Origin of the sequence: Aeromicrobium piscarium (genome assembly GCF_007421815.1) — a bacterium.
Classification (GTDB): Bacteria; Actinomycetota; Actinomycetes; order Propionibacteriales; family Nocardioidaceae; genus Aeromicrobium; species Aeromicrobium piscarium.
This window is the reverse complement of record NZ_VLNT01000028.1, coordinates 1-18,124: the sequence shown is the minus strand read 5'-3', so window position 1 is coordinate 18,124 and position 18,124 is coordinate 1. Positions and strand designations below refer to the sequence as shown.

The following is an 18,124-nucleotide window of genomic DNA, read 5'->3' as shown; positions in this document are numbered from 1 at the left end:
AGAGGAGGGGTGCTCGCGGCAGGGGAAAGGCCCCGGCCGGAGCCGGGGCCTTCACGGTGACCGTCAGACGAGCCAGCGGTTCTTCTTGACGACCGGGAGGTTCTCCCACATCCGGCCGAGTCCGAGATAGCGACCCGAGGCGGTGAGGGCGAGGATTCCCAGCAGCAGCGCCTGGACGAGGTGCTCGTCCATGAACGGGTTGGTTGCCGGCCACAGCATCGCCGACCACATCAGGACCAGCATCACAGCCCCGGAGACGGCCGCGATGTTGACGCCGATCCCGAGCATGAGCGCCAGCCCGATACCCAGGAGGCCGATCATGAACAGCCAGTCGACCCAGGCCTGGCCGCCGAGGCCCTGATAGAAGTCCGCGAGCGGTCCGGTCGTGGCGTGACCCAGGAATCCTGCGGTCGGGCTGCCCCCGTTGACCCAGGAGTCCGCTCGGTCGGTGGAGAAGCCGAGGCCGAAGGTCTTGTCGAGGAAGGCCCAGAGGAACATCCACCCCATGCTCAGTCGAGTCAGTCCGAGGAGGACGTGTACAGGCCGCATGGCCGTGGTGGTGTCCGTGTGGGACGGGACATCGTGCTGGTAGGTGGTGCTCATGATGATCGCCTTTCCTTTCCGCAGGTGATCTAGCTGCCGACGTCCTCGGCGGGGGCCGGGACGGCGACGACGATGGTGGTGGAGTGGGTGAGGCAGTAGTGGCTCACCGAGCCTTGGAAGACCCGGCTCAGGCCCTTGTGCACCTGAGTGCCGACGACGAGCAGTGCCGCGTCGCGCGATGTCTCGACGAGCACGGGACCCGGCATTCCGCTCACGACGGACAGCTTGCGAGGACTATCCGCCTGGTCGAGCGGTCCGATGACGTCCTCGACCCACTGCTGGGCATTGGCGCGGGCGTCGTTCTCCATCGCCAGCCACGGGATCGCGTAGCCGCCCATCGCTTCGGCGGCGTCGATCTGCCAGCTGTGGACCATGTGGAGCTCGGCGCCACGTAGATCGGCTTCGTGGGCGGCCCATCGCAGGGCCGCGGCACCGGCTCGGCTTCCGTCGACTCCGACGACGATCGTGGTGCTCATGATGTGTCCTTTCCTTCTGACACCTCCACTCTCCTCGTCGGCGAGGCGTGCCGACAGGGCCGAGCGATGTGTCTGCTCGGGACGAAAGTCCCGGTCCGATCGGGACCTCTAGCGGTCCGCCGTCGTACCCCCAGGTGCGTGCCGGGGCGCCGCCAGAGCCACGTGACAGCAGTGACAGGCCTCTAGGCTGAGACCGTGGACGAGCGGCGGTGGGAACATGTGCTCGCGGCGGTGACCGATCTGGCGGCCGGCCGAGAGCTCGACGAGCTGATCGAGTCGATCGTCCAACGAGCCTGCGAGGTCACGGGCGCTCGATACGGCGCGCTTGGCGTCATCGATCCGGCTGCCAGCGAACATCGGCTGGCGCGTTTCACGACGTACGGGATCGATGACGACACCCGGGCGCGGATCGGTGATCTGCCCGAGGGCCGCGGTCTGCTGGGTCATCTCATCGATCACCCGCATCCGCTCCGGCTGGACGATCTGCGCGAGCATCCGTCGTCGGTGGGGTTCCCGCCGCATCATCCGCCGATGACGAGCTTCCTCGGCGTTCCGGTGCACGTGGGCGAGTCGGTCTACGGCAATCTCTACCTCACCGGCAAAGACGGTGGCTTCGAGGTCGCCGACGAGCGCCTGGTGATCGCCCTCGCGGCCGCGGCGGGTGTGGCGATCGCCAATGCCCAGCTCTACGCCGCGCTGTTGGACGCGCGTGAGGAGCACGCGCAGCTCGCGGTCTATGCCGATCGCGATCGCATCGCCCGCGACCTGCACGATGTCGTGATCCAGCGGTTGTTCGCCACCGGCCTGTCCCTGGATCGCTCCTCGCGACGGATCGACGATCCGGCCGCGAGCGAGAGGGTCGCCGAGGCGATCGAGGAGATCGACGGCACGATCCGCGAGATCCGTCGCACCATCTTCGAGCTCGGGGACCGCACGGAGCTGGTCAGCGCGATCCACCGCGTGGTCGAGACGGCCGCCGAGGCCCTCGAACACCCGCCAACGGTCGAGATCGAGGGAGATCTCGAGGCCCTGGACCCGGCATTGGGCCAGCATGTGCTCGCGGTCGTCCGGGAGGGCCTGACCAATGTCGCTCGGCACGCTCATGCGGACCACGCCACCGTCGAGATCCGGGTCGGCGTGGACGAGCTGAGCGTGTGCGTGGTCGATGACGGCCGTGGCATCTCCGCGCGCCCGCGCCGCGACAGCGGACTGCGGAATCTGCGCGAGCGCGCGCAGGCCCGCGGCGGATCGGTGGCGGTGATCCCGCTGGCCCGCGGCGGCACCCAGCTGACCTGGCGCGTACCCGTCTCTCGCCTCTCCTGATCGCTGGGCGGTGACTTACGCACCCCTCGCGTTGCTGGGCGGTGGGTTACGCACCCCTCGACCGCGTTGAGACGTGCGTAACCCACCGCCCACCGGGTCTAATGAGGTGCGTAAGTCACCGCCCGCGACCCGGCGATGGCCTAGATTGGAGGCGTGGAGAGGACGCGGATCTTCCTGTTGGACGACCACGAGGTGGTGCGTCGCGGTATTCGCGATCTCTTGGAGGACGAGCCGGACCTGACGGTGGTCGGCGAGGCCGGTACCGCCGCGGACGCCCTCGCGCGTGTCCCGGCGGTGGCGCCCGATGTCGCGGTGCTCGACGCGCGCCTCCCCGACGGATCGGGCATCGAGGTCTGCCGCGAGATTCGTCGCCGACAGCCCGACGTGGCCGTGCTGATCCTCACCTCCTATGAGGACGACGACGCGCTCTTCGAGGCGATCAGCGCAGGTGCCGCCGGGTTCCTGCTCAAGCAGGTACGCGGAACCGATCTCATCGACGCGGTGCGGCGGGTCGCGGCCGGACAGTCGCTACTGGACCCGGCCGTCACGCATGCCGTGCTCGAGCGGCTCCGTGCGCAGCCGCAGGATCCGCTGTCTGAGCTGAGCGATCAGGAACGCCGCGTCTTTGTCCACCTGCGCGAGGGCTCGTCCAATCGGGAGATCGCCGAGGCGATGGTGTTGTCGGAGAAGACGGTCAAGAACTACGTGTCGACGATCCTCGCCAAGCTGGGACTCGAACGCCGCGCCCAGGTCGTGGTCTTCGCGCAACAGCACGGCATCTAAGCCCGATGCCGGGACGAGCTTGTCGTCAGGGGCGGATACTCTAAGGATATGAGCCATGACGCGCACCTCGTCGACTTCGATCCCGAGATCGCCTCGCTCCTCGATGCCGAGCTGAACCGCCAGCAGAGCACCCTGGAGATGATCGCCTCGGAGAACTTCGCGCCCGTCGCCGCCCTCGAGGCGCAGGGCAGCGTGCTCACCAACAAGTACGCCGAGGGTTACCCCGGCAAGCGGTACTACGGCGGTTGCGAGTTCGTCGATCAGGTCGAGCAGATCGCGATCGACCGGCTCAAGGTGCTCTTCGACGCCCAGTACGCCAATGTGCAGCCGCACTCGGGGGCGAGTGCCAATGCGGCCGCGCTCCATGCCCTCGCGAGCGCCGGCGACACCATCCTCGGTCTCGACCTCGCCAACGGCGGCCACCTCACGCACGGCATGAAGCTCAACTTCTCCGGGCGCCTCTACCACGTCGTCCCGTACCACGTGGTGCCCGAGACGGGCCTGGTCGACATGGACGAGGTCCGCGCTCTCGCGATCGAGCACCGGCCCAAGGTCATCATCGCGGGCTGGTCCGCTTACCCGCGCCAGCTCGACTTCGGCGCCTTCCGCGCGATCGCCGACGAGGTCGGTGCCAAGCTGTGGGTCGACATGGCGCACTTCGCCGGTCTCGTGGCAGCCGGTCTGCACCCCAGCCCGCTCCCCCACGCGCACCTGGTCACCACCACCACGCACAAGACCCTCGGTGGTCCGCGTGGCGGGGCGATCCTCACCAATGACGAGGAGGTCGCCAAGAAGATGCGCTCGGCGGTCTTCCCCGGGCAGCAGGGCGGTCCGCTCGAGCACGTGATCGCCGCCAAGGCCGTCGCCTTCAAGATGGCGCTCGAGCCCGAGTTCGCCGACCGCCAGCAGCGCACGCTCGACGGCGCGCGCATCCTGGCCGAGCGGCTGCTGGCCGATGACGCCAAGGCCGCCGGCATCCAGGTGCTGAGCGGGGGCACCGATGTCCACCTCGTGCTCGTCGACCTCCGTGACTCCGAGCTCGACGGACAGCAGGCCGAGGACCGCCTCGACGCCGTCGGCATCACGGTCAACCGCAACGCGGTGCCCAATGACCCGCGGCCCCCGATGGTCACCTCGGGTCTCCGCGTCGGCACGCCGGCGTTGGCGACCCGCGGTTTCGGCACCGACGAGTTCCGTGAGGTCGCCGACATCATCGCCGAGGCGCTCCAGCCCGGTGAGGTCGACATCGACGGGCTGCGCAAGCGGACCGCCGCCCTGGCCGATCGCTTCCCGCTGTACCCCGGCGTCAAGCCCTTCACGGCCTGACCTTGACCGGCGAGCGCCCTCTCTCGACCTGGCGGCTGTGGTTCCGGCCGTCGATGATCGGGCTGCACGCCTTCGCGATCCTCGCGATCGCGGTCTGCGTGGTCGCCGGATCCTGGCAGCTGGGCGTGTACGACGCTCGGCAGTCCGAGCAGCGCGCCGATGTCCAGGAGGTACCGACCGCTCCCCTCGACGAGGTCTGGGGCCCCGACGACGTCTTCACCTCGGTGCAGCAGCGCCGTCCGGTGACCGTCACGGGCCAGTTCCGTCCGGCGGAGGAGCAGATCTGGGTGACGGACCAGGAGCAGGCCGGTGAGGGCGAGGGCAGCTGGCTCGTCGCGCCGGTCATGGTCGACGGCTCGGCCCTGCTCGTCGTGCGCGGGTGGACGGCCGAGGAGCCGGATTCCTTCCCCGATGTCCCCCAGGGAATGGTGACCTTCGACGGCGTCCTCCAGCCGAGTGACACCCCGGCGGGCCGTTTCGACCCCGAGACGCGCACGATCGGTTCGGTACGGGTGCAGACCCTCATCAACGAGTTGCCCTACGACCTGTGGTCCGGCTACGCCCTCGGCGAGGACGAGGCGATCGTCCCGGCCGGGTTCGCCGCACCGGCCATCCCCGAGCCGGAGGTCTCCTGGACGGCCGGCGGCCGCAATCTCGGCTACGGATTGCAGTGGTGGGTGTTCGGCGGCTTCGTCGTCTTCATGTGGTGGCGGATGGGCCGCGAGTCCGTCGAGACCGCGCGCTCCGCATTGGACCGCGGCGATACGCTGACGACGTGACTTCCGAGCCGCAGACGACCGTGTCGCAGAAGGACGGGCTCCTCCGGGCCTATCAGGTGATGGCGACGATCGTCGGCATCAACCTCATCCTCGTGATGGCGGGCTTCCTCGGCAAGCTCGCCACCGACCACGGCTTCTTCCACGACAATGCCGGCGTCTTCCTGGTCATCGACCAGCTGCACGGACTGCTGTTCATCGTGCTCGTGGTGCTGGTGGCCAGGCTGACCCTGCGGCAGAGGTGGAGCTGGCTCTACATGGTCAGTGTGCTGTTGCTCGCCTGCATCCCGCTGGTCTCGTTCTGGTCGGAGCGCCGCACCACGCATCGGGTGCAGCGCGACCGCTCTCCCTCCTCCTAACCGCCCTCACCGCCGGGCGCCGTCATCGGCCTGCCGTTCGAGCTGGCCCTCGATCGTCGCGGCGGTGGCACGGAGCTGATCGACGATCTCGGAGAAGTCGCTGGGTGCCTCGACCATCGTCGGATGGGCGGCGGCGATCGCCGCGACGATCCGGCCGTCGTGGTGGATGGGCACCGAGGCGGCGTGCAGTCCGACCTCGTTCTCGCCCAGATTGGTCGCGTATCCGAGACGGCGCACCTCCTCGAGCTGCTGCTCGAGCTCACCGAGGTCGGCGATCGTGTGCTCGGTGACCTTGGGCGGGTCCTCCGGGTACAGCGTCGCGAGATGATGGGGCGGCAGTGCCGCGAGCAGCACCTTGCCGCTGCTGGTGCTGTGCGCCGGCGACCGTGACCCGATCCGGACGCTGACCCGCACCGGCCGGGGACTTTCGCACCCGTCGATGAAGCGGATGTCCGTGCCCTCCAGGACCGACAGGTGGACCGTCCAGCCTTGGGCGTTCGCGAGCCTCTCGATGTGCGGCATGCTGGCGCGCCTCAGTTCCTGGTGATCGGTCGACGCGAGTGCGATCTCGACGAGGACCTCGCCGGGGAGGTAGACCCGCTTGATCGGGTCGTGCCGCAGGAATCCCAGATAGGTCAGGGTCGACAAGAGCCGGTGAGCTGTGGACCGCGCCACTCCGAGTCGATCGCTGACCTCCGTGACGCGCAGCCGTGGCGAGTTGCGGAGCCATAACAGGATGCGCAGGGCGTTCTCGGCCGACTCGACGAGATAGGGCGGCCGTGCCGCATCGTCCCCCTCAACGTATCGCATAGCAGAACATTACACCGATGATGTTGTTGTTAACAGAACGTTTCACGTCAAACCTCATTTGTTCTGTTGTAAAGAATTAACGCGGATGACATTTCCTTCCAGTGATACTCGTGCTTTGATATTGCCAGATCAACGATGTGACACGCGCCACAGGCTGGTGCGGCAATGGAGGAGAACCCGTGGACGACGTCCGAAGCCCTGTATCGACCTTCACCGGCTCAGTGCCGCTCGGTGAGCTGCCCGAACCCGGAGAGGTTCCCAGCACCATGACCGCGCTCGTGGTCCGGGCGGAACGCTTCGGCGATCCCGAGCAGGCCTTCCAGGTCGAGACCGAGGTCCCTGTGCCGGCCCTCGGCCCCCACGAGGTGCTGATCGGCGTCAAGGCCGCCGGCGTCAACTACAACAACGTCTGGGCCGCTCGCGGCTATCCGGTCGACGTGATCGGGGCCCGGCAGCGTGCCGGGGAGCCCGAGGACTTCCACATCGGCGGCTCGGATGCCTCCGGCATCGTCTATGCCACGGGCTCCGAGGTCGAGGGCATCGAGATCGGCGACGAGGTCATCGTGCACCCGGGTTACTGGGACCAGCAGGACCCGTGGATCGCGTCGGGCAAGGACCCGATGATCGCCCCCAGCGCCCAGATCTGGGGCTACAACACGAACTACGGCTCCTTCGCCCAGTTCGCACGGGTTCAGGCCCACCAGGTGCTGCCGAAGGCCGCCCACCTCTCGTGGGCCGAGGCCGCCGCGCCGACCCTGGTCGGCACCACGGCGTATCGGATGCTGCACGGCTGGCAGGGCAATACCGTCCAGCCTGGGGACCTCGTCCTGGTGTGGGGCGGCTCGGGTGGACTCGGCACGCAGGCGATCCAGCTGGTGAACCAGGCCGGCGGCCAGGCGGTCACCGTCGTCTCGGACGACGAGCGTGGCCGCTACGCCGAGAAGATCGGCGCGATCGGCTATATCGACCGGAACGACTACGGCCACTGGGGCGTGCCACCGCTCGTCGACGACCGCGCCGGGCAGAAGGAGTGGACCTCCGAGGCGCGCCGTTTCGGCAAGCGCATCTGGGAGATCGCCGGTGAGCGCAAGGATCCGGCCATCGTCTTCGAGCACCCCGGCGGCGCGACCGTGCCGACCAGCGTCTTCGTCTGCGAGTCCGGCGGCATGGTGGTCATCTGCGCGGGCACCAGTGGTTACGACGCGATGGTCGATCTGCGTTACCACTGGACCCGCCAGAAGCGCCTGCAGGGCAGCCACGGCACCAATGACGAGCAGGCGAAGGCCTACAACGATCTCGTCCGCGCCGGTGAGATCTCCCCGTGCCTCGGGCGGACCGTCCGCTTCGACGAGCTGCCGCAGGCCCACGCGGCCATGGGCCGCGGCGAACAGGTCTTCGGCAATGTCGTCGGCCTCGTCGGGGCCGTCGACGAACACGACGGCCGCTCTGCCTGACCCCCTTCCCCTGCTGACGAACGGAGCACGACCCATGCACTACGACGACCTGAACGTCTCTCGCGAGAACGGCGTCACCACGATCACCATCAACCGGCCCGAGAAGCACAATGCACTGCGGCAGCAGACCTTCGCCGAGCTCGGCGCGGCGGTCGCCGCGGCGGGCGCGGACAAGGAGACGCGCGTCATCGTCCTGACAGCCGCCGGCTCGCGAATCTTCTGCTCGGGCATCGACCTCGAGGCCGACGGACTCCCGGCGACCACCGAGGAGTGGGACGACCACACCAAGGGCAATGCCGATGTCATCCGCAGCATCTGGTACTGCGACAAGCCGGTCATCACCGCCCTCAACGGCGGCGCCATCGCCGGCGGCTGCAATCTGGCGATGGTCGGCGACCTGACGATCGCCGCCGACACCGCCTTCCTGTCTGAGCCGGAGATCCGCCACGGCGCCCTCTCGCCGCTGCTGATGCTGCCGTGGCTGATGAGCTTCAAGGGATTCAACGAGCTCTACCTGACGGGAGACCGCCTCGACGCGGCGCGGGCCCGCGAGGTCGGCCTGGTCAACTATGTGGTCGCGCCCGAGGACCTCGCACGGGAGGCGCAGCGTCTCGCCGAGCGGGTGGCCAATGCCCCGATGTACGCGCTCACCCTCGCCAAGCGCGCCGTGCGGCTCACCCTCGACATCCAGGGCTTCAAGGCGGCCCAGGACGCCCACCGCTATATCGACACGATCCTGCTCGGATCGCAGGGGGTCGTGGAGAAGGAACGGATCATGGCGGTCCTCGCCGAGGACGGTATGGGTGCCTTCCTCCGGGCGAGGGACACGCCCTACGGAGAGCGATGATGGACGACCTGCGCACGCTGCTCGACCCGGTCTCGATCGCGGTCGTGGGCGCTTCCCCTCGCGGGAACCGTGGTTTACAGATCATCGAGAACCTGCAGCGCTTCGGCTCCTCGGCGCGGATCTATCCCGTCCATCCGCGGGAGACCACGATCGCCGGGCTGACGGCCTATCCCGACGCGGCGTCGTTGCCCGAGACCTGCGAGTTCGTCGCCATCGCCCTCGATGCGGATCGCTCCCTCGACGTGCTGGAGGAGTTCGTGGCCGCCGGCACCCGGGCGGGGTCGCTCATCGCCAGCGGCTTCGGGGAGGGCGGAAGCGGCGCCGAACAGCGGCGCCGCCTGGACGACATCCTCACCGAGTCCGGATTCCTGCTGTGCGGCCCGAACTGCTACGGGATCCTCAACGCCACGTCCGGATTCGCTGCCTACAGTGGCCAGCTCGTCGAGCCCTTCACCCGAGGGAATGTCGCCCTGGTCATGCAGTCCGGGGCGCTGACGCACTCGGTGACCGACTCGGCCGTGGGCCGCGGCCTCGGCCTGAGCCACCTCATCACCACCGGCAACGAGGCGGGCGTCGGTCTCGGACGTTATGTGCGGGCGCTGGCCCATGACGAGAATGTCGGCGTCATCGGCCTGTTCATCGAGGGGCTGCGCGATGTCGAGGAGTTCAGCTCCGCGGCGATCGAGGCCGCCGAGGCCGGCAAGCCGTTGGTCGCCCTCACCGTCGGCCGATCCGCCCTGGGACAGCAGGCCGCGCTCGCCCACACTGGTGCGATCGCCGGCCAGGGATCGGCACTGGCCGGCCTGCTGCGGCGGTGTCATGTCGTCCAGGTCGACGACCTCGACGAGTTCCGCGAGACGCTGCTGCTCTTCTCCGCGGGCCTGGTGCCCTCGGCCCCGGCGGCGGCGATCACGTCGATCTCCGGCGGCGGCACGGGCCTGTTGGCCGATCTGTCCGAGGACCTCGGCCTTCCGGTCGCCGAGTTGAGCGACGACTCCCGTGAGAGCCTGGCCGCGGCCCTGCCGGGTTTCGCGACCGTCGCCAATCCGCTCGACCTGACCGGCGCCTCGGTCGAGGATCCCACCATCGCTATCCAGGCCCTGGATCTCCTCAAGGCCGACCCGGGAGTCGGCGTCGTGGCCCTCGCGCTGAACGTCCTGCGCGGATCCGCAGGCCAGGAGTCGCTCTACCGTGAGCAGGCCGATCTGCTCGCCAAGTGCGCGGCGAACCCCGGGGCTCCGGTGCTCGCCTTGAGCCTGACCACCGGAGCGGCCGACGACGTCGTCGTCGACACCCTCACGCGCAGCGGCGTGCCGGTGCTGTCGGGCGCCCGGGCATCGATCGCGGCGATCACGGCCTGGCTCGCATGGCATCGCCGTGGTCGCCCGGCGCCGCTCGGCACCGGGATAGCGGAGGATGTCGTGTCCTGGGACGGTGGACCTGTCGCGGCCGGGGCCCAGGCCATGGACCTGCTGGCTGAGGCGGGCGTGCCCACCCCCGCGTCGATCCTGGTCTCCTCCGCCGCGGAGGCCGTCGAGGCGTGGGACTCGCTCACCCCGCCCATGGTGCTGAAGCTGGAGGCGGCCGGTCTCTCCCACAAGACCGAAGTCGGCGGGGTCGTCACCTCGATCGGATCCTGTGAACAGCTGATCGAGGAGGTCTCGCGCATGCGCGAGACCTTGCGGACGCGGGCCCCGGAGCTCACCATCGACGGGTTCCTGCTCCAGGAGCAAGTCCAGGCGGACACGGTCGAGTGCATCGTCGGCGTCGTGCGCGACCCGCAGGTGGGGTTGGTGCTCACGGTCGCACCCGGAGGAGTATTAGCCGAGCTGATGGGTCCCGCTGCCACCGTGCCGGTTCCGGCGGTGCGGCAGGACATCGAGGAGCTCATCGACTCCTCGCCGCTGGCCACGCTGCTCGATGGCTACCGCGGCGCGGCGGCCAAAGACCGCTCGGCATTGGTAGATCTGGTCGAGTGCTTCGGCCGGCTCGCCGCCCGATGCGGGCCCGACCTCGTGGCGGCGGAGCTCAATCCCGTCCTCGTAGGTGCCGAAGGAGACGGGGCGGTCGCGGTCGACGCCCTGTTCGTGAAGGAGGAGTTATGAGAATGACCACCACCGACCCAGCCCAGATCGACCGGCCCGAGGACGATCGGCTCATCTCGATCCGCGGGGCGACCCTCGCCTACCCCACGGCCAGTGGTGAGCCCGTGCAGGCCCTCGATCCGATCGACCTGGACGTCGCGAAGCAGGCCTTCGTCTCGCTCGTCGGTCCGTCCGGCTGTGGCAAGAGCACCCTGCTCAAGATCCTCGCGGGACTGCTCCGGCAGAGCAAGGGGGATGTCACCCTCAGCGGCACGCCGCTGAGCGGCCCGTCGCCCCACGTCGGCGTGGTCTTCCAGCAGCCGGTGCTGTTGCCGTGGCTGACCATCCTCAACAACGTCCTCCTGCCGATCCGGGTGCAGAAGCGCGATGTCGACCAGTACCGGGAGCGCGCGCGTGAACTGCTCTCCATGGTGGGCCTCGACGGCTTCGAGTCGCGCTATCCGTCCGAGCTGTCCGGCGGCATGCAGCAACGGGTCGGCATCGTGCGCGCCCTCGTGCCGGACCCGGAGATCCTCCTGATGGACGAGCCCTTCGGTGCCCTCGATGCGCTCACCCGCGAGCAGCTCAACGACGATCTGCAGACCATCTGGGCCGAGCAGCGCAAGACCGTCTTCTTCATCACGCACTCCATCCCGGAGGCGGTCTATCTCAGCGACCGTGTCCTGGTGATGTCCGAACGTCCTGGCCGGATCGTCGGCGACTTCACCGTGGACCTTCCCCGCCGCCGCACCCTCGACGATGTCGCGACCCCCGCGTTCGCCGAGCTCACCTCGCAGATCCGCCATCTGCTCAACGCCAAAGGAGGGATCGACTGATGTCCGTCGACACTGCCACCGTCGCCGCCCAGACCCGCGAGGACGCACCGCGCAAACGACGCCGATCGACCAAGGGATCGGGTGACTGGGTCGCCGTCATCGGCACCTTCGTCGTCGTGGTCGGCGGCTGGGAGGCGGTCGTGCGGATCGCCGATATCTCTGCGATCGTCCTGCCGCCGCCGTCGCTCATCGCCGTCAAGCTCTATGACGGGATCGTGTACGGCACCTTCCTGCCCAATCTCGGCTATACCCTCACCGAGACGGTCCTCGGCTTCGCCATCGCGGCGGTGCTCGGCATCACCCTGGGGGCGCTGGTCGCCGAGATCCGCTGGGTGCGCCGAGCCGTCTACCCCTACATCGTCGCCTTCCAGACGGTGCCGAAGATCGCGCTCGCGCCGCTGCTGGTCATCTGGTTCGGCTTCGGCATGACCAGCAAGGTGATCGTCGCGGTGACGGTGGCCTTCTTCCCGGTCATCGTCAACACGATCGAGGGGTTGCAGAACACCGATCACCAGCGGATCGACATGATCCGGGCCATGGGTGCGGGACGCTTCGAGGCGTTCCGCCGGGTGAAGCTGCCGTCGGCGCTCCCGTACATCTTCGCCGGGCTCGACGCGGCGATCGTGCTCTCCCTGCTGGGCGCGGTGGTCGGCGAGTTCATGGGCTCACGGGCCGGTCTCGGCAACCAGATCCTCATCTTCAACTCGGTGCTGGACATCGCCGGATCCTTCGCGGTGCTGATCCTGCTCTCGGTCATCGGGTTCCTGTTGCATCTCATCCTCGTCATGGTCCAGAAGCGCGTCGTGTTCTGGACCCAGGTCCACGCCGTCTCCAGCGGCGCCTAATCCGTCCCCCTCAGGAGTCAGATCCATGAACGCACTGTCCAAAGTCACCTGCTCGACCGCCGTCGCGATGACGGCCGTCCTCGCCCTGTCCGCCTGCGGCGGCTCATCGGGCGAGGGCGAGAACGAGAGCATCGTCGTGGCCATGGGCCACGAGGCGCCGTACCCCGGCGAAGAGGCCGTCATGTACGCCATCCCCAAGGGCCTCGGGCTGTTCGAGGACTACGGCATCGACGTGGACTACCAGCCCACGGCCGGTTCGGCGGTCGCCATCCAGCTGGTGCAGGCGGGCGAGGCCGACCTCGGTCAGGGCAATCCGTCCTCGGTGATGGCGGCGATCAACAAGGATGTCGACATCGCCATCACCTACAACATCATCCCGGAGTACGGCTCGGGCCTGGCGGTGCTCCCCGACAGCGCCATCGAGTCCCCGGACGATCTCGCGGGCACCACCATCGGCGTCGCGTCGCTGTCCTCCTCGCGCCTTCCCGAGGCGCAGGCCATGGCGGCCGAGGCGGGGCTCAGCGATGACGTGGAATTCGTCGCCGTCGGTGTCGGCGCGCAGGCGGCGAGCGCGCTCAGCTCGGGCAAGGTCGACGGGCTGTACCTCTGGGACGCCGCTTATCAGTCCATCCAGCTCGGTGGCACGGATCTGCGGGTCATCCGCGATGTCTTCCCCGAGGCCGACCAGCTGCTCGACTTCGTCCAGTACGCCAGCGGCGATGCCATCGAGAACAAGAGCGACGCTCTGGAGAAGCTGGGGCGGGCTGGGGCAGTCGCCCAGGTGTGGGCCAAGGACAACCTTGAAGAGGCCCTCGACATGTTCTATGACGAGTTCCCCAATGCTCGCTCCGACGGTGAGGGCCGCGAACGGGACCTGGCCATCTTGAAGTTCACGTTGGAGCAGTTCGACCCCGAGGGCAGCGCGCAGTCGGGCTTCGGTGACACGCCGAAGGACCGCACCGATGTCACGGCGGCCTTCCTCGCCGACAACGATCTGCTGCCCGAGGCGCTGCCGGCCGATGAGTATGTGAACAACAGCTTCGTCGACGCCTACAACGAGGACATCGCTGCCGAGGTCGAGCGGGTCTCGAAGGAATCGCGGTGAGATGAGGATCTACGAGGGTCTGGTCCGGGCGTTGCGGTCGGCGGGGGCCGATACGGTCTTCGGGCTGATGGGCGACGGCAATCTCGACCACGTGGTGACCTTCTCGGCGGCCGGGGGACGGTTCGTCCCCGTGCTGCACGAGGGCGGTGCCGTCAGCATGGCCGACGGTTGGTCGAGGACGACCGGGACGATCGGTGTCGCCTCCGTGACCCACGGCCCGGGGTTCACCAACACCCTGACCGCACTGACCGAGGCGGCGCGAGCGCACAGCCGCGTGCTGCTGCTCACCGGCGATACGCCCGAGGGCAGCGAGCATCTGCAGCGCTTCGATCTGCGGTCGGCCACCGAGCTCACCGGAGCGCGCTATGTGCGCGTCACCGAGGAGGGTGCCGCCGACCAGATCGCCGGGGCGCTCGATCAGGTCCGCACGGGTCCGGGGCCGGTGGTGCTCGACGTTCCGCTCGCGGTCGGCGGACGGGAGTTGCGTGGGTCTGTGGCATCGGCTCTGCCGGACCGCGGCATCGACGGGACCGTCCTCGACGAGGATGCCCTCGATGCCGCGGTCGGCGCCCTCGCCTCGTCGCGCCGGCCGGTCGTCCTGGCGGGACGAGGGGCGGTGCTGTCCGAGGCACGCGGATCGCTGCTGGACCTCGCTGCCCGGATCGGCGCACCGGTGGCCACCTCGTTGCTCGCGCGGGAGTACTTCGCGGGGGATGTGCGCGATCTGGGCATCGCCGGGACGCTGAGCGATCCGTCCACCCTCGACCTATTGCTGCGCTCGGACTGCATCGTCTCCTTCGGGGCGAGCCTGAATCGCTTCACGATGGCGGAAGGGGCGCTGGCATCGGGCCGCGGCATCGTCCAGGTCGACCTCGACAAGGACGCCTTCGGCCGGCACGTGCGGCCGGATGCCGTGGTCCAGGGCGACGCGGCGGGGGTGGCCCGGGCCATGGTCGAGCTGCTCGCCGAAGCCGGGATCCAGCGTGAGGACTGGCACGCGGGTGTGCCGGCACCGTCAGCGGCCGCACCGCCGGTAGCGGCACGAGGGACGGTCGACGCGGGAGCAGCGCTGGACCTGCTGAACCGGCTCCTTCCCGCGGAGCGGCTCGTCGTCACCGATACCGGGAGATTCGTGTACACGGCGTGGCGCCGACTCGGTGTCGCGCACCCCTCGTCCTTCGTCCACACGCTCAACTTCGCGTCGATCGGACTGGGCGTCGCGACGGGTATCGGGGCGTCGGCGGCGCATCCGGATCGGCTCACGGTGGTGGTCGCCGGCGACGGCGGCGGGATGATGGGGCTGGGTGAGCTCACCACCGCCGTGCGCGAGCGGCTTCCGCTGCTCATCGTGATCGTCGACGACGGGTCGTACGGCATGGAGCATCACGCGCTGCGGCAGGCGGGCCTCGATACCGACTACGCCCGGACCTCGTGGCCGAGCTTCGCCGATGTCGCGCGCGGCTACGGGGCCGAGGCGCACACGATCACCGATCTCGATCAGCTGCGCGATGTGCTGGAGCATCTGCCTGCAGTGCCCGCGGGTCCCGTGCTGATCGACCTCGTGGTGGACCCGGAGGCGATGGTCGCCGAGTAACCCCACCCGTGGGCGGTGGGTTACGCACCTCTCAACCCCGTGGGCGGTGGGTTACGCACCTCTGAACCGTGTCGAGAGGTGCCTATCTCACCGCTCACGGTCGGGAGAGGTGCCTATCTCACCGCTCACGAGGTGGAGCTGCGGGTCAGCGACCGTGGAAGGTGGCGTTGCCGGGCCCGTCGACGAGGAAGGACTCCATGCCGTGGTGCAGGTCTTCGGTGTCGAAGAGGGCGGACGCGACCGACGTCGTGGCGGCGTTCGCGGCCGGCACTCCCCCGGCCTCGTACTGGCGCAGGATGTCCTTGGCGGCGCCGAAGGCCTTCGTGGGGCCGTCGGCGAGACCCTCGGCGAAGGATCGGACGTCGTCCTCGAAGGAATCGACCCCGTAGACCCGGTTGACGACATTCCAGCGTTCGAGCGTGGCCGCGTCGTACTGCGCGCCGGTGAAGACGAACTCCTTGGCGCGGGCGACTCCCGCGCGGGCCGCGAGCCGCTGCGTGCCGCCCATCGTGGGGGTCAGGCCGATCACCCGCTCGACCAGACCGAAGCGAGCCTTCTCGCTCGCGAGGAGCAGATCGCAGGCCAACGCCACCTCGAAGGCCCAGGTGAGCGTCAGGGAGTGTGCCGCGAAGATCGTGGGGATCGGCAGCGCCTCGACACGGTCGGGGAGCTCGAGCATCCGATCGTAGAGCTCCTTGGTGGTCTCACGGCTGCCACGGGAGTTGAACTCGGAGACATCGACACCGCCCGAGACGATCCTGCCCTCGGCGCGGATGACCAGAACACGCGGCAGATCGGCCTCGACCTGCTCCAGCGCGACATCGAATTCCTCGTGCAATCGCAGCGAATAGAGGTTGACCGGCGGGTCGGAGAAGGTGAGGGTGGCGATCCCGCTGTCGCGGGTGAGATCGACGCTCACCGCAGGCCGGCCGCGGCCGAGGACGGGTCGAAGGAGCCGCCCTTGTCGGCCGTGATCTTGCGGTAGACGACGACAGCGGCAGCGGCGAGTGCGCCGAGGACGACGAGACGACGAACAGACATGCCCACCACCGTAACGGTCCTGGTTGCCGGCTCGTGGGAGGATAGGAGAAAGCCCCCCGAAAGAAGGACCAGCAGTGCCCCTCAGCGCGACCCTGCACACCAATCGCGGCGACATCGTCGTGGACCTCTTCGAGCACCAGGCCCCGGTCACGGTGCAGAACTTCGTCGGCCTCGCCGAGGGCGGCAAGGAGTGGCTGGACCCCGAGACGCAGCAGGTCACCACACGGCCGCTGTACGCCGATGTGATCTTCCACCGTGTCATCGACGGCTTCATGATCCAGGGCGGTGACCCGCTCGGCAAGGGCACGGGCGGCCCCGGCTACGAGTTCGCGGACGAGTTCCACCCGGACTTGCAGTTCGACCGTCCCTACCTGCTCGCGATGGCCAATGCCGGCCCGGGCACCAATGGATCGCAGTTCTTCATCACCGTCGGCGCCCAGCCCCACCTGAACCGACGGCACACGATCTTCGGCGAGGTCTCCGGCGATGAGAGCCGGGCCGTGGTCGATGCCATCGCGACCACCCCGACCGATCGCTTCGACCGGCCGACCGAGCCCGTCGTGATCGAGTCGGTGACCATCGACCGGTCGTGACCGAGTACAGCGAGGGCGGAGCGGGCGGCATGATGCCGCCCGCTCGTTCTCGCTGTTCGGTGGCGGAGCGTCTCGCCGGGGTGGCGATGTGACGCAACCCGCCGAGAACCATCGCTGCTACCGGCACCCCGATCGCGAGGCCTATATCCGGTGTCAGCGATGTGACCGGTACATCTGCCCGGAGGACATGCGCGAGGCATCGGTCGGCTTCCAGTGCCCCGAGTGCGTGGCCGAGGGGCGTGCCTCGGTCCGTCAGCCGCGTACGGTGGCAGGCGGCGCCATCTCACTGAACACCAGCGCGGCGACGCTCACGATCATCGGCATCAATGTCGCGATCCACCTCATCGTGTTCCTGACGGGTGGATGGTCCAGCCCGCTGAGCCAGCAGGGCGCGATGTCAGGGGTGCGGGTCGCCTTCTTCGACGAGTACTGGCGTCTGCTGACGGCGGCCTTCCTGCATTCGACGTGGCTGCATCTGGGCTTCAATATGTTCGCGCTGTACCTGTTCGGTCCGTTCATCGAGCAGATCCTGGGGCGCGTGCGGTTTGTGCTGACCTATCTGACCCTCGCGGTCGCGTCCTCGGTCTTCGTCTTCTGGCTGTCCGCGCCCGGTGGGGCGACCGTGGGTGCCTCGGGGGCCGTGTTCGGGATGTTCGGGCTCGCGCTGGTCTTCCTCATCCGGCAGCGACAGAATGTCACGGGCATGCTGGTGCTGCTGGGCATCAACGCGTTCATCAGCCTGCAGCCGGGCATCAGCTGGCAGGGGCACCTCGGCGGTTTCGTCACCGGAGTGCTGCTGGGGCTGGTCTTCGCCTACGCCCCTCGCGAGCGGCGGACGCTCTGGCAGGCACTGGTCTTCGTCGCCCTGTGGATACTGATCACCGGCGCCACGACCCTGCGTTCGCTCGAGCTCACCAGTACCTTCTTCGGTCTCTGACCTCACCCGCCCGCTGGGCGGTGAGCGTCAACCACCCTCGCCGAGTTGACCTCGGCCCCCGGTTGGCCGAGTGCTCTCATTCGCGATCGAATGACACCCGTGTAGTTATCCACAGGTGTGTGCACATGTGTGGAGAGTTACACGGGTGTTATTCACACGGTTACCCCCAGCCGTGGACAACATGGGCGACGGGAATGACGAACGCTGTCGACGACGCTCGAAAACTGGACAGTTGTGACGCTTGAAAAGTGAACACTCACGACGATCGGAGAGTGATCACTATGGAGGACTGGGCGTTGATCCGTCGGCTTGCCGGCGAGGGAGTGCCGAAG

General features: G+C 68.4%; 19 protein-coding genes. 14 read left to right on the top strand and 5 right to left on the bottom strand.

Annotated elements, in window-relative coordinates:
• Nucleotides 1-63 precede the first annotated feature (63 nt).
• Together FNM00_RS17870 and FNM00_RS17865 are read right to left on the bottom strand one after the other, a co-directional pair.
• Nucleotides 64-603 (bottom strand): DoxX family membrane protein, encoded by a 540-nt coding sequence (locus FNM00_RS17870; protein ID WP_143914896.1) that lies wholly within the window; start codon nucleotides 601-603, stop codon nucleotides 64-66.
• A 29-nt stretch (nucleotides 604-632) separates the two neighbouring features.
• Nucleotides 633-1,079: a universal stress protein gene (locus FNM00_RS17865; protein ID WP_143914895.1), complete on the bottom strand. Its 447-nt coding sequence runs from the start codon at nucleotides 1,077-1,079 to the stop codon at nucleotides 633-635.
• Between the two features lie 195 nt (nucleotides 1,080-1,274).
• Between FNM00_RS17865 and FNM00_RS17860 the strand changes: the two genes are divergently transcribed.
• The 5 genes from FNM00_RS17860 to FNM00_RS17840 all read left to right on the top strand — a co-directional run bounded on the left by FNM00_RS17860 (nucleotide 1,275) and on the right by FNM00_RS17840 (nucleotide 5,646).
• Nucleotides 1,275-2,402 carry a GAF domain-containing sensor histidine kinase gene (locus FNM00_RS17860; RefSeq protein ID WP_221933811.1) on the top strand — a complete coding sequence of 376 codons (1,128 nt, stop codon included), beginning with the start codon at nucleotides 1,275-1,277 and terminating at the stop codon, nucleotides 2,400-2,402.
• Between the two features lie 153 nt (nucleotides 2,403-2,555).
• A complete protein-coding gene (locus FNM00_RS17855; RefSeq protein ID WP_143914894.1) occupies nucleotides 2,556-3,185 on the top strand; it encodes a response regulator transcription factor in 630 nt (209 codons plus the stop codon).
• 48 nt (nucleotides 3,186-3,233) lie between these two features.
• On the top strand, nucleotides 3,234-4,511 hold the full coding sequence (gene glyA / locus FNM00_RS17850) for a serine hydroxymethyltransferase (protein WP_143914893.1): 1,278 nt from the start codon (nucleotides 3,234-3,236) through the stop codon (nucleotides 4,509-4,511).
• A 2-nt stretch (nucleotides 4,512-4,513) separates the two neighbouring features.
• The gene (locus tag FNM00_RS17845) at nucleotides 4,514-5,290 is read left to right on the top strand and encodes an SURF1 family protein (RefSeq protein WP_143914892.1); all 777 of its coding nucleotides are present in this window, start codon (nucleotides 4,514-4,516) and stop codon (nucleotides 5,288-5,290) included.
• Entirely contained in the window at nucleotides 5,287-5,646 is a 360-nt protein-coding gene (locus tag FNM00_RS17840; protein ID WP_143914891.1) for a DUF3817 domain-containing protein, read from the top strand. The genes FNM00_RS17845 and FNM00_RS17840 overlap by 4 nt, the downstream gene beginning before the upstream one ends.
• Before the next feature lie 6 nt (nucleotides 5,647-5,652).
• On the opposite strand, the gene FNM00_RS17835 is transcribed toward FNM00_RS17840, so the two are convergent.
• Nucleotides 5,653-6,456 (bottom strand): IclR family transcriptional regulator, encoded by an 804-nt coding sequence (locus FNM00_RS17835; protein ID WP_143914890.1) that lies wholly within the window; start codon nucleotides 6,454-6,456, stop codon nucleotides 5,653-5,655.
• Nucleotides 6,457-6,635: 179 nt separating this feature from the next.
• On the opposite strand from FNM00_RS17835, the gene ccrA reads away from it, so the two are divergent.
• Genes ccrA through FNM00_RS17800 form a run of 7 tightly spaced genes read left to right on the top strand, consistent with a single transcriptional unit; the run spans nucleotide 6,636 to nucleotide 15,221 of the window.
• The gene (ccrA, locus tag FNM00_RS17830; RefSeq protein WP_221933810.1) at nucleotides 6,636-7,910 is read left to right on the top strand and encodes a crotonyl-CoA carboxylase/reductase; all 1,275 of its coding nucleotides are present in this window, start codon (nucleotides 6,636-6,638) and stop codon (nucleotides 7,908-7,910) included.
• A gap of 34 nt (nucleotides 7,911-7,944) precedes the next feature.
• Nucleotides 7,945-8,757 (top strand): enoyl-CoA hydratase/isomerase family protein, encoded by an 813-nt coding sequence (locus FNM00_RS17825; protein ID WP_185973234.1) that lies wholly within the window; start codon nucleotides 7,945-7,947, stop codon nucleotides 8,755-8,757.
• Nucleotides 8,757-10,862, top strand: a complete 2,106-nt coding sequence (locus FNM00_RS17820; protein ID WP_185973233.1) for an acetate--CoA ligase family protein — start codon at nucleotides 8,757-8,759, stop codon at nucleotides 10,860-10,862. The genes FNM00_RS17825 and FNM00_RS17820 overlap by 1 nt, the downstream gene beginning before the upstream one ends.
• Nucleotides 10,863-10,864: 2 nt before the next feature.
• Entirely contained in the window at nucleotides 10,865-11,677 is an 813-nt protein-coding gene (locus tag FNM00_RS17815; RefSeq protein ID WP_143914887.1) for an ABC transporter ATP-binding protein, read from the top strand.
• Nucleotides 11,677-12,522 (top strand): ABC transporter permease, encoded by an 846-nt coding sequence (locus tag FNM00_RS17810; protein ID WP_143914886.1) that lies wholly within the window; start codon nucleotides 11,677-11,679, stop codon nucleotides 12,520-12,522. Before FNM00_RS17815 ends, FNM00_RS17810 begins: the two co-directional genes overlap by 1 nt.
• A 25-nt stretch (nucleotides 12,523-12,547) precedes the next feature.
• Nucleotides 12,548-13,627: an ABC transporter substrate-binding protein gene (locus FNM00_RS17805; protein ID WP_143914885.1), complete on the top strand. Its 1,080-nt coding sequence runs from the start codon at nucleotides 12,548-12,550 to the stop codon at nucleotides 13,625-13,627.
• Between the two features lies 1 nt (nucleotide 13,628).
• Nucleotides 13,629-15,221 carry a thiamine pyrophosphate-binding protein gene (locus FNM00_RS17800; protein WP_143914884.1) on the top strand — a complete coding sequence of 531 codons (1,593 nt, stop codon included), beginning with the start codon at nucleotides 13,629-13,631 and terminating at the stop codon, nucleotides 15,219-15,221.
• Between the two features lie 145 nt (nucleotides 15,222-15,366).
• Here FNM00_RS17800 and FNM00_RS17795 read toward each other — a convergent pair whose 3' ends face one another.
• Together FNM00_RS17795 and FNM00_RS19460 are read right to left on the bottom strand one after the other, a co-directional pair.
• Nucleotides 15,367-16,140, bottom strand: a complete 774-nt coding sequence (locus tag FNM00_RS17795) for an enoyl-CoA hydratase/isomerase family protein (RefSeq protein WP_246065231.1) — start codon at nucleotides 16,138-16,140, stop codon at nucleotides 15,367-15,369.
• Nucleotides 16,137-16,262 (bottom strand): hypothetical protein, encoded by a 126-nt coding sequence (locus tag FNM00_RS19460; protein ID WP_275888621.1) that lies wholly within the window; start codon nucleotides 16,260-16,262, stop codon nucleotides 16,137-16,139. The genes FNM00_RS17795 and FNM00_RS19460 overlap by 4 nt, the downstream gene beginning before the upstream one ends.
• 74 nt (nucleotides 16,263-16,336) lie before the next feature.
• On the opposite strand from FNM00_RS19460, the gene FNM00_RS17790 reads away from it, so the two are divergent.
• Entirely contained in the window at nucleotides 16,337-16,855 is a 519-nt protein-coding gene (locus tag FNM00_RS17790) for a peptidylprolyl isomerase (protein WP_143914882.1), read from the top strand.
• Nucleotides 16,856-16,943: 88 nt separating this feature from the next.
• Nucleotides 16,944-17,792, top strand: a complete 849-nt coding sequence (locus tag FNM00_RS17785) for a rhomboid family intramembrane serine protease (RefSeq protein ID WP_143914881.1) — start codon at nucleotides 16,944-16,946, stop codon at nucleotides 17,790-17,792.
• The last annotated feature ends 332 nt before the right edge of the window (nucleotides 17,793-18,124 follow it).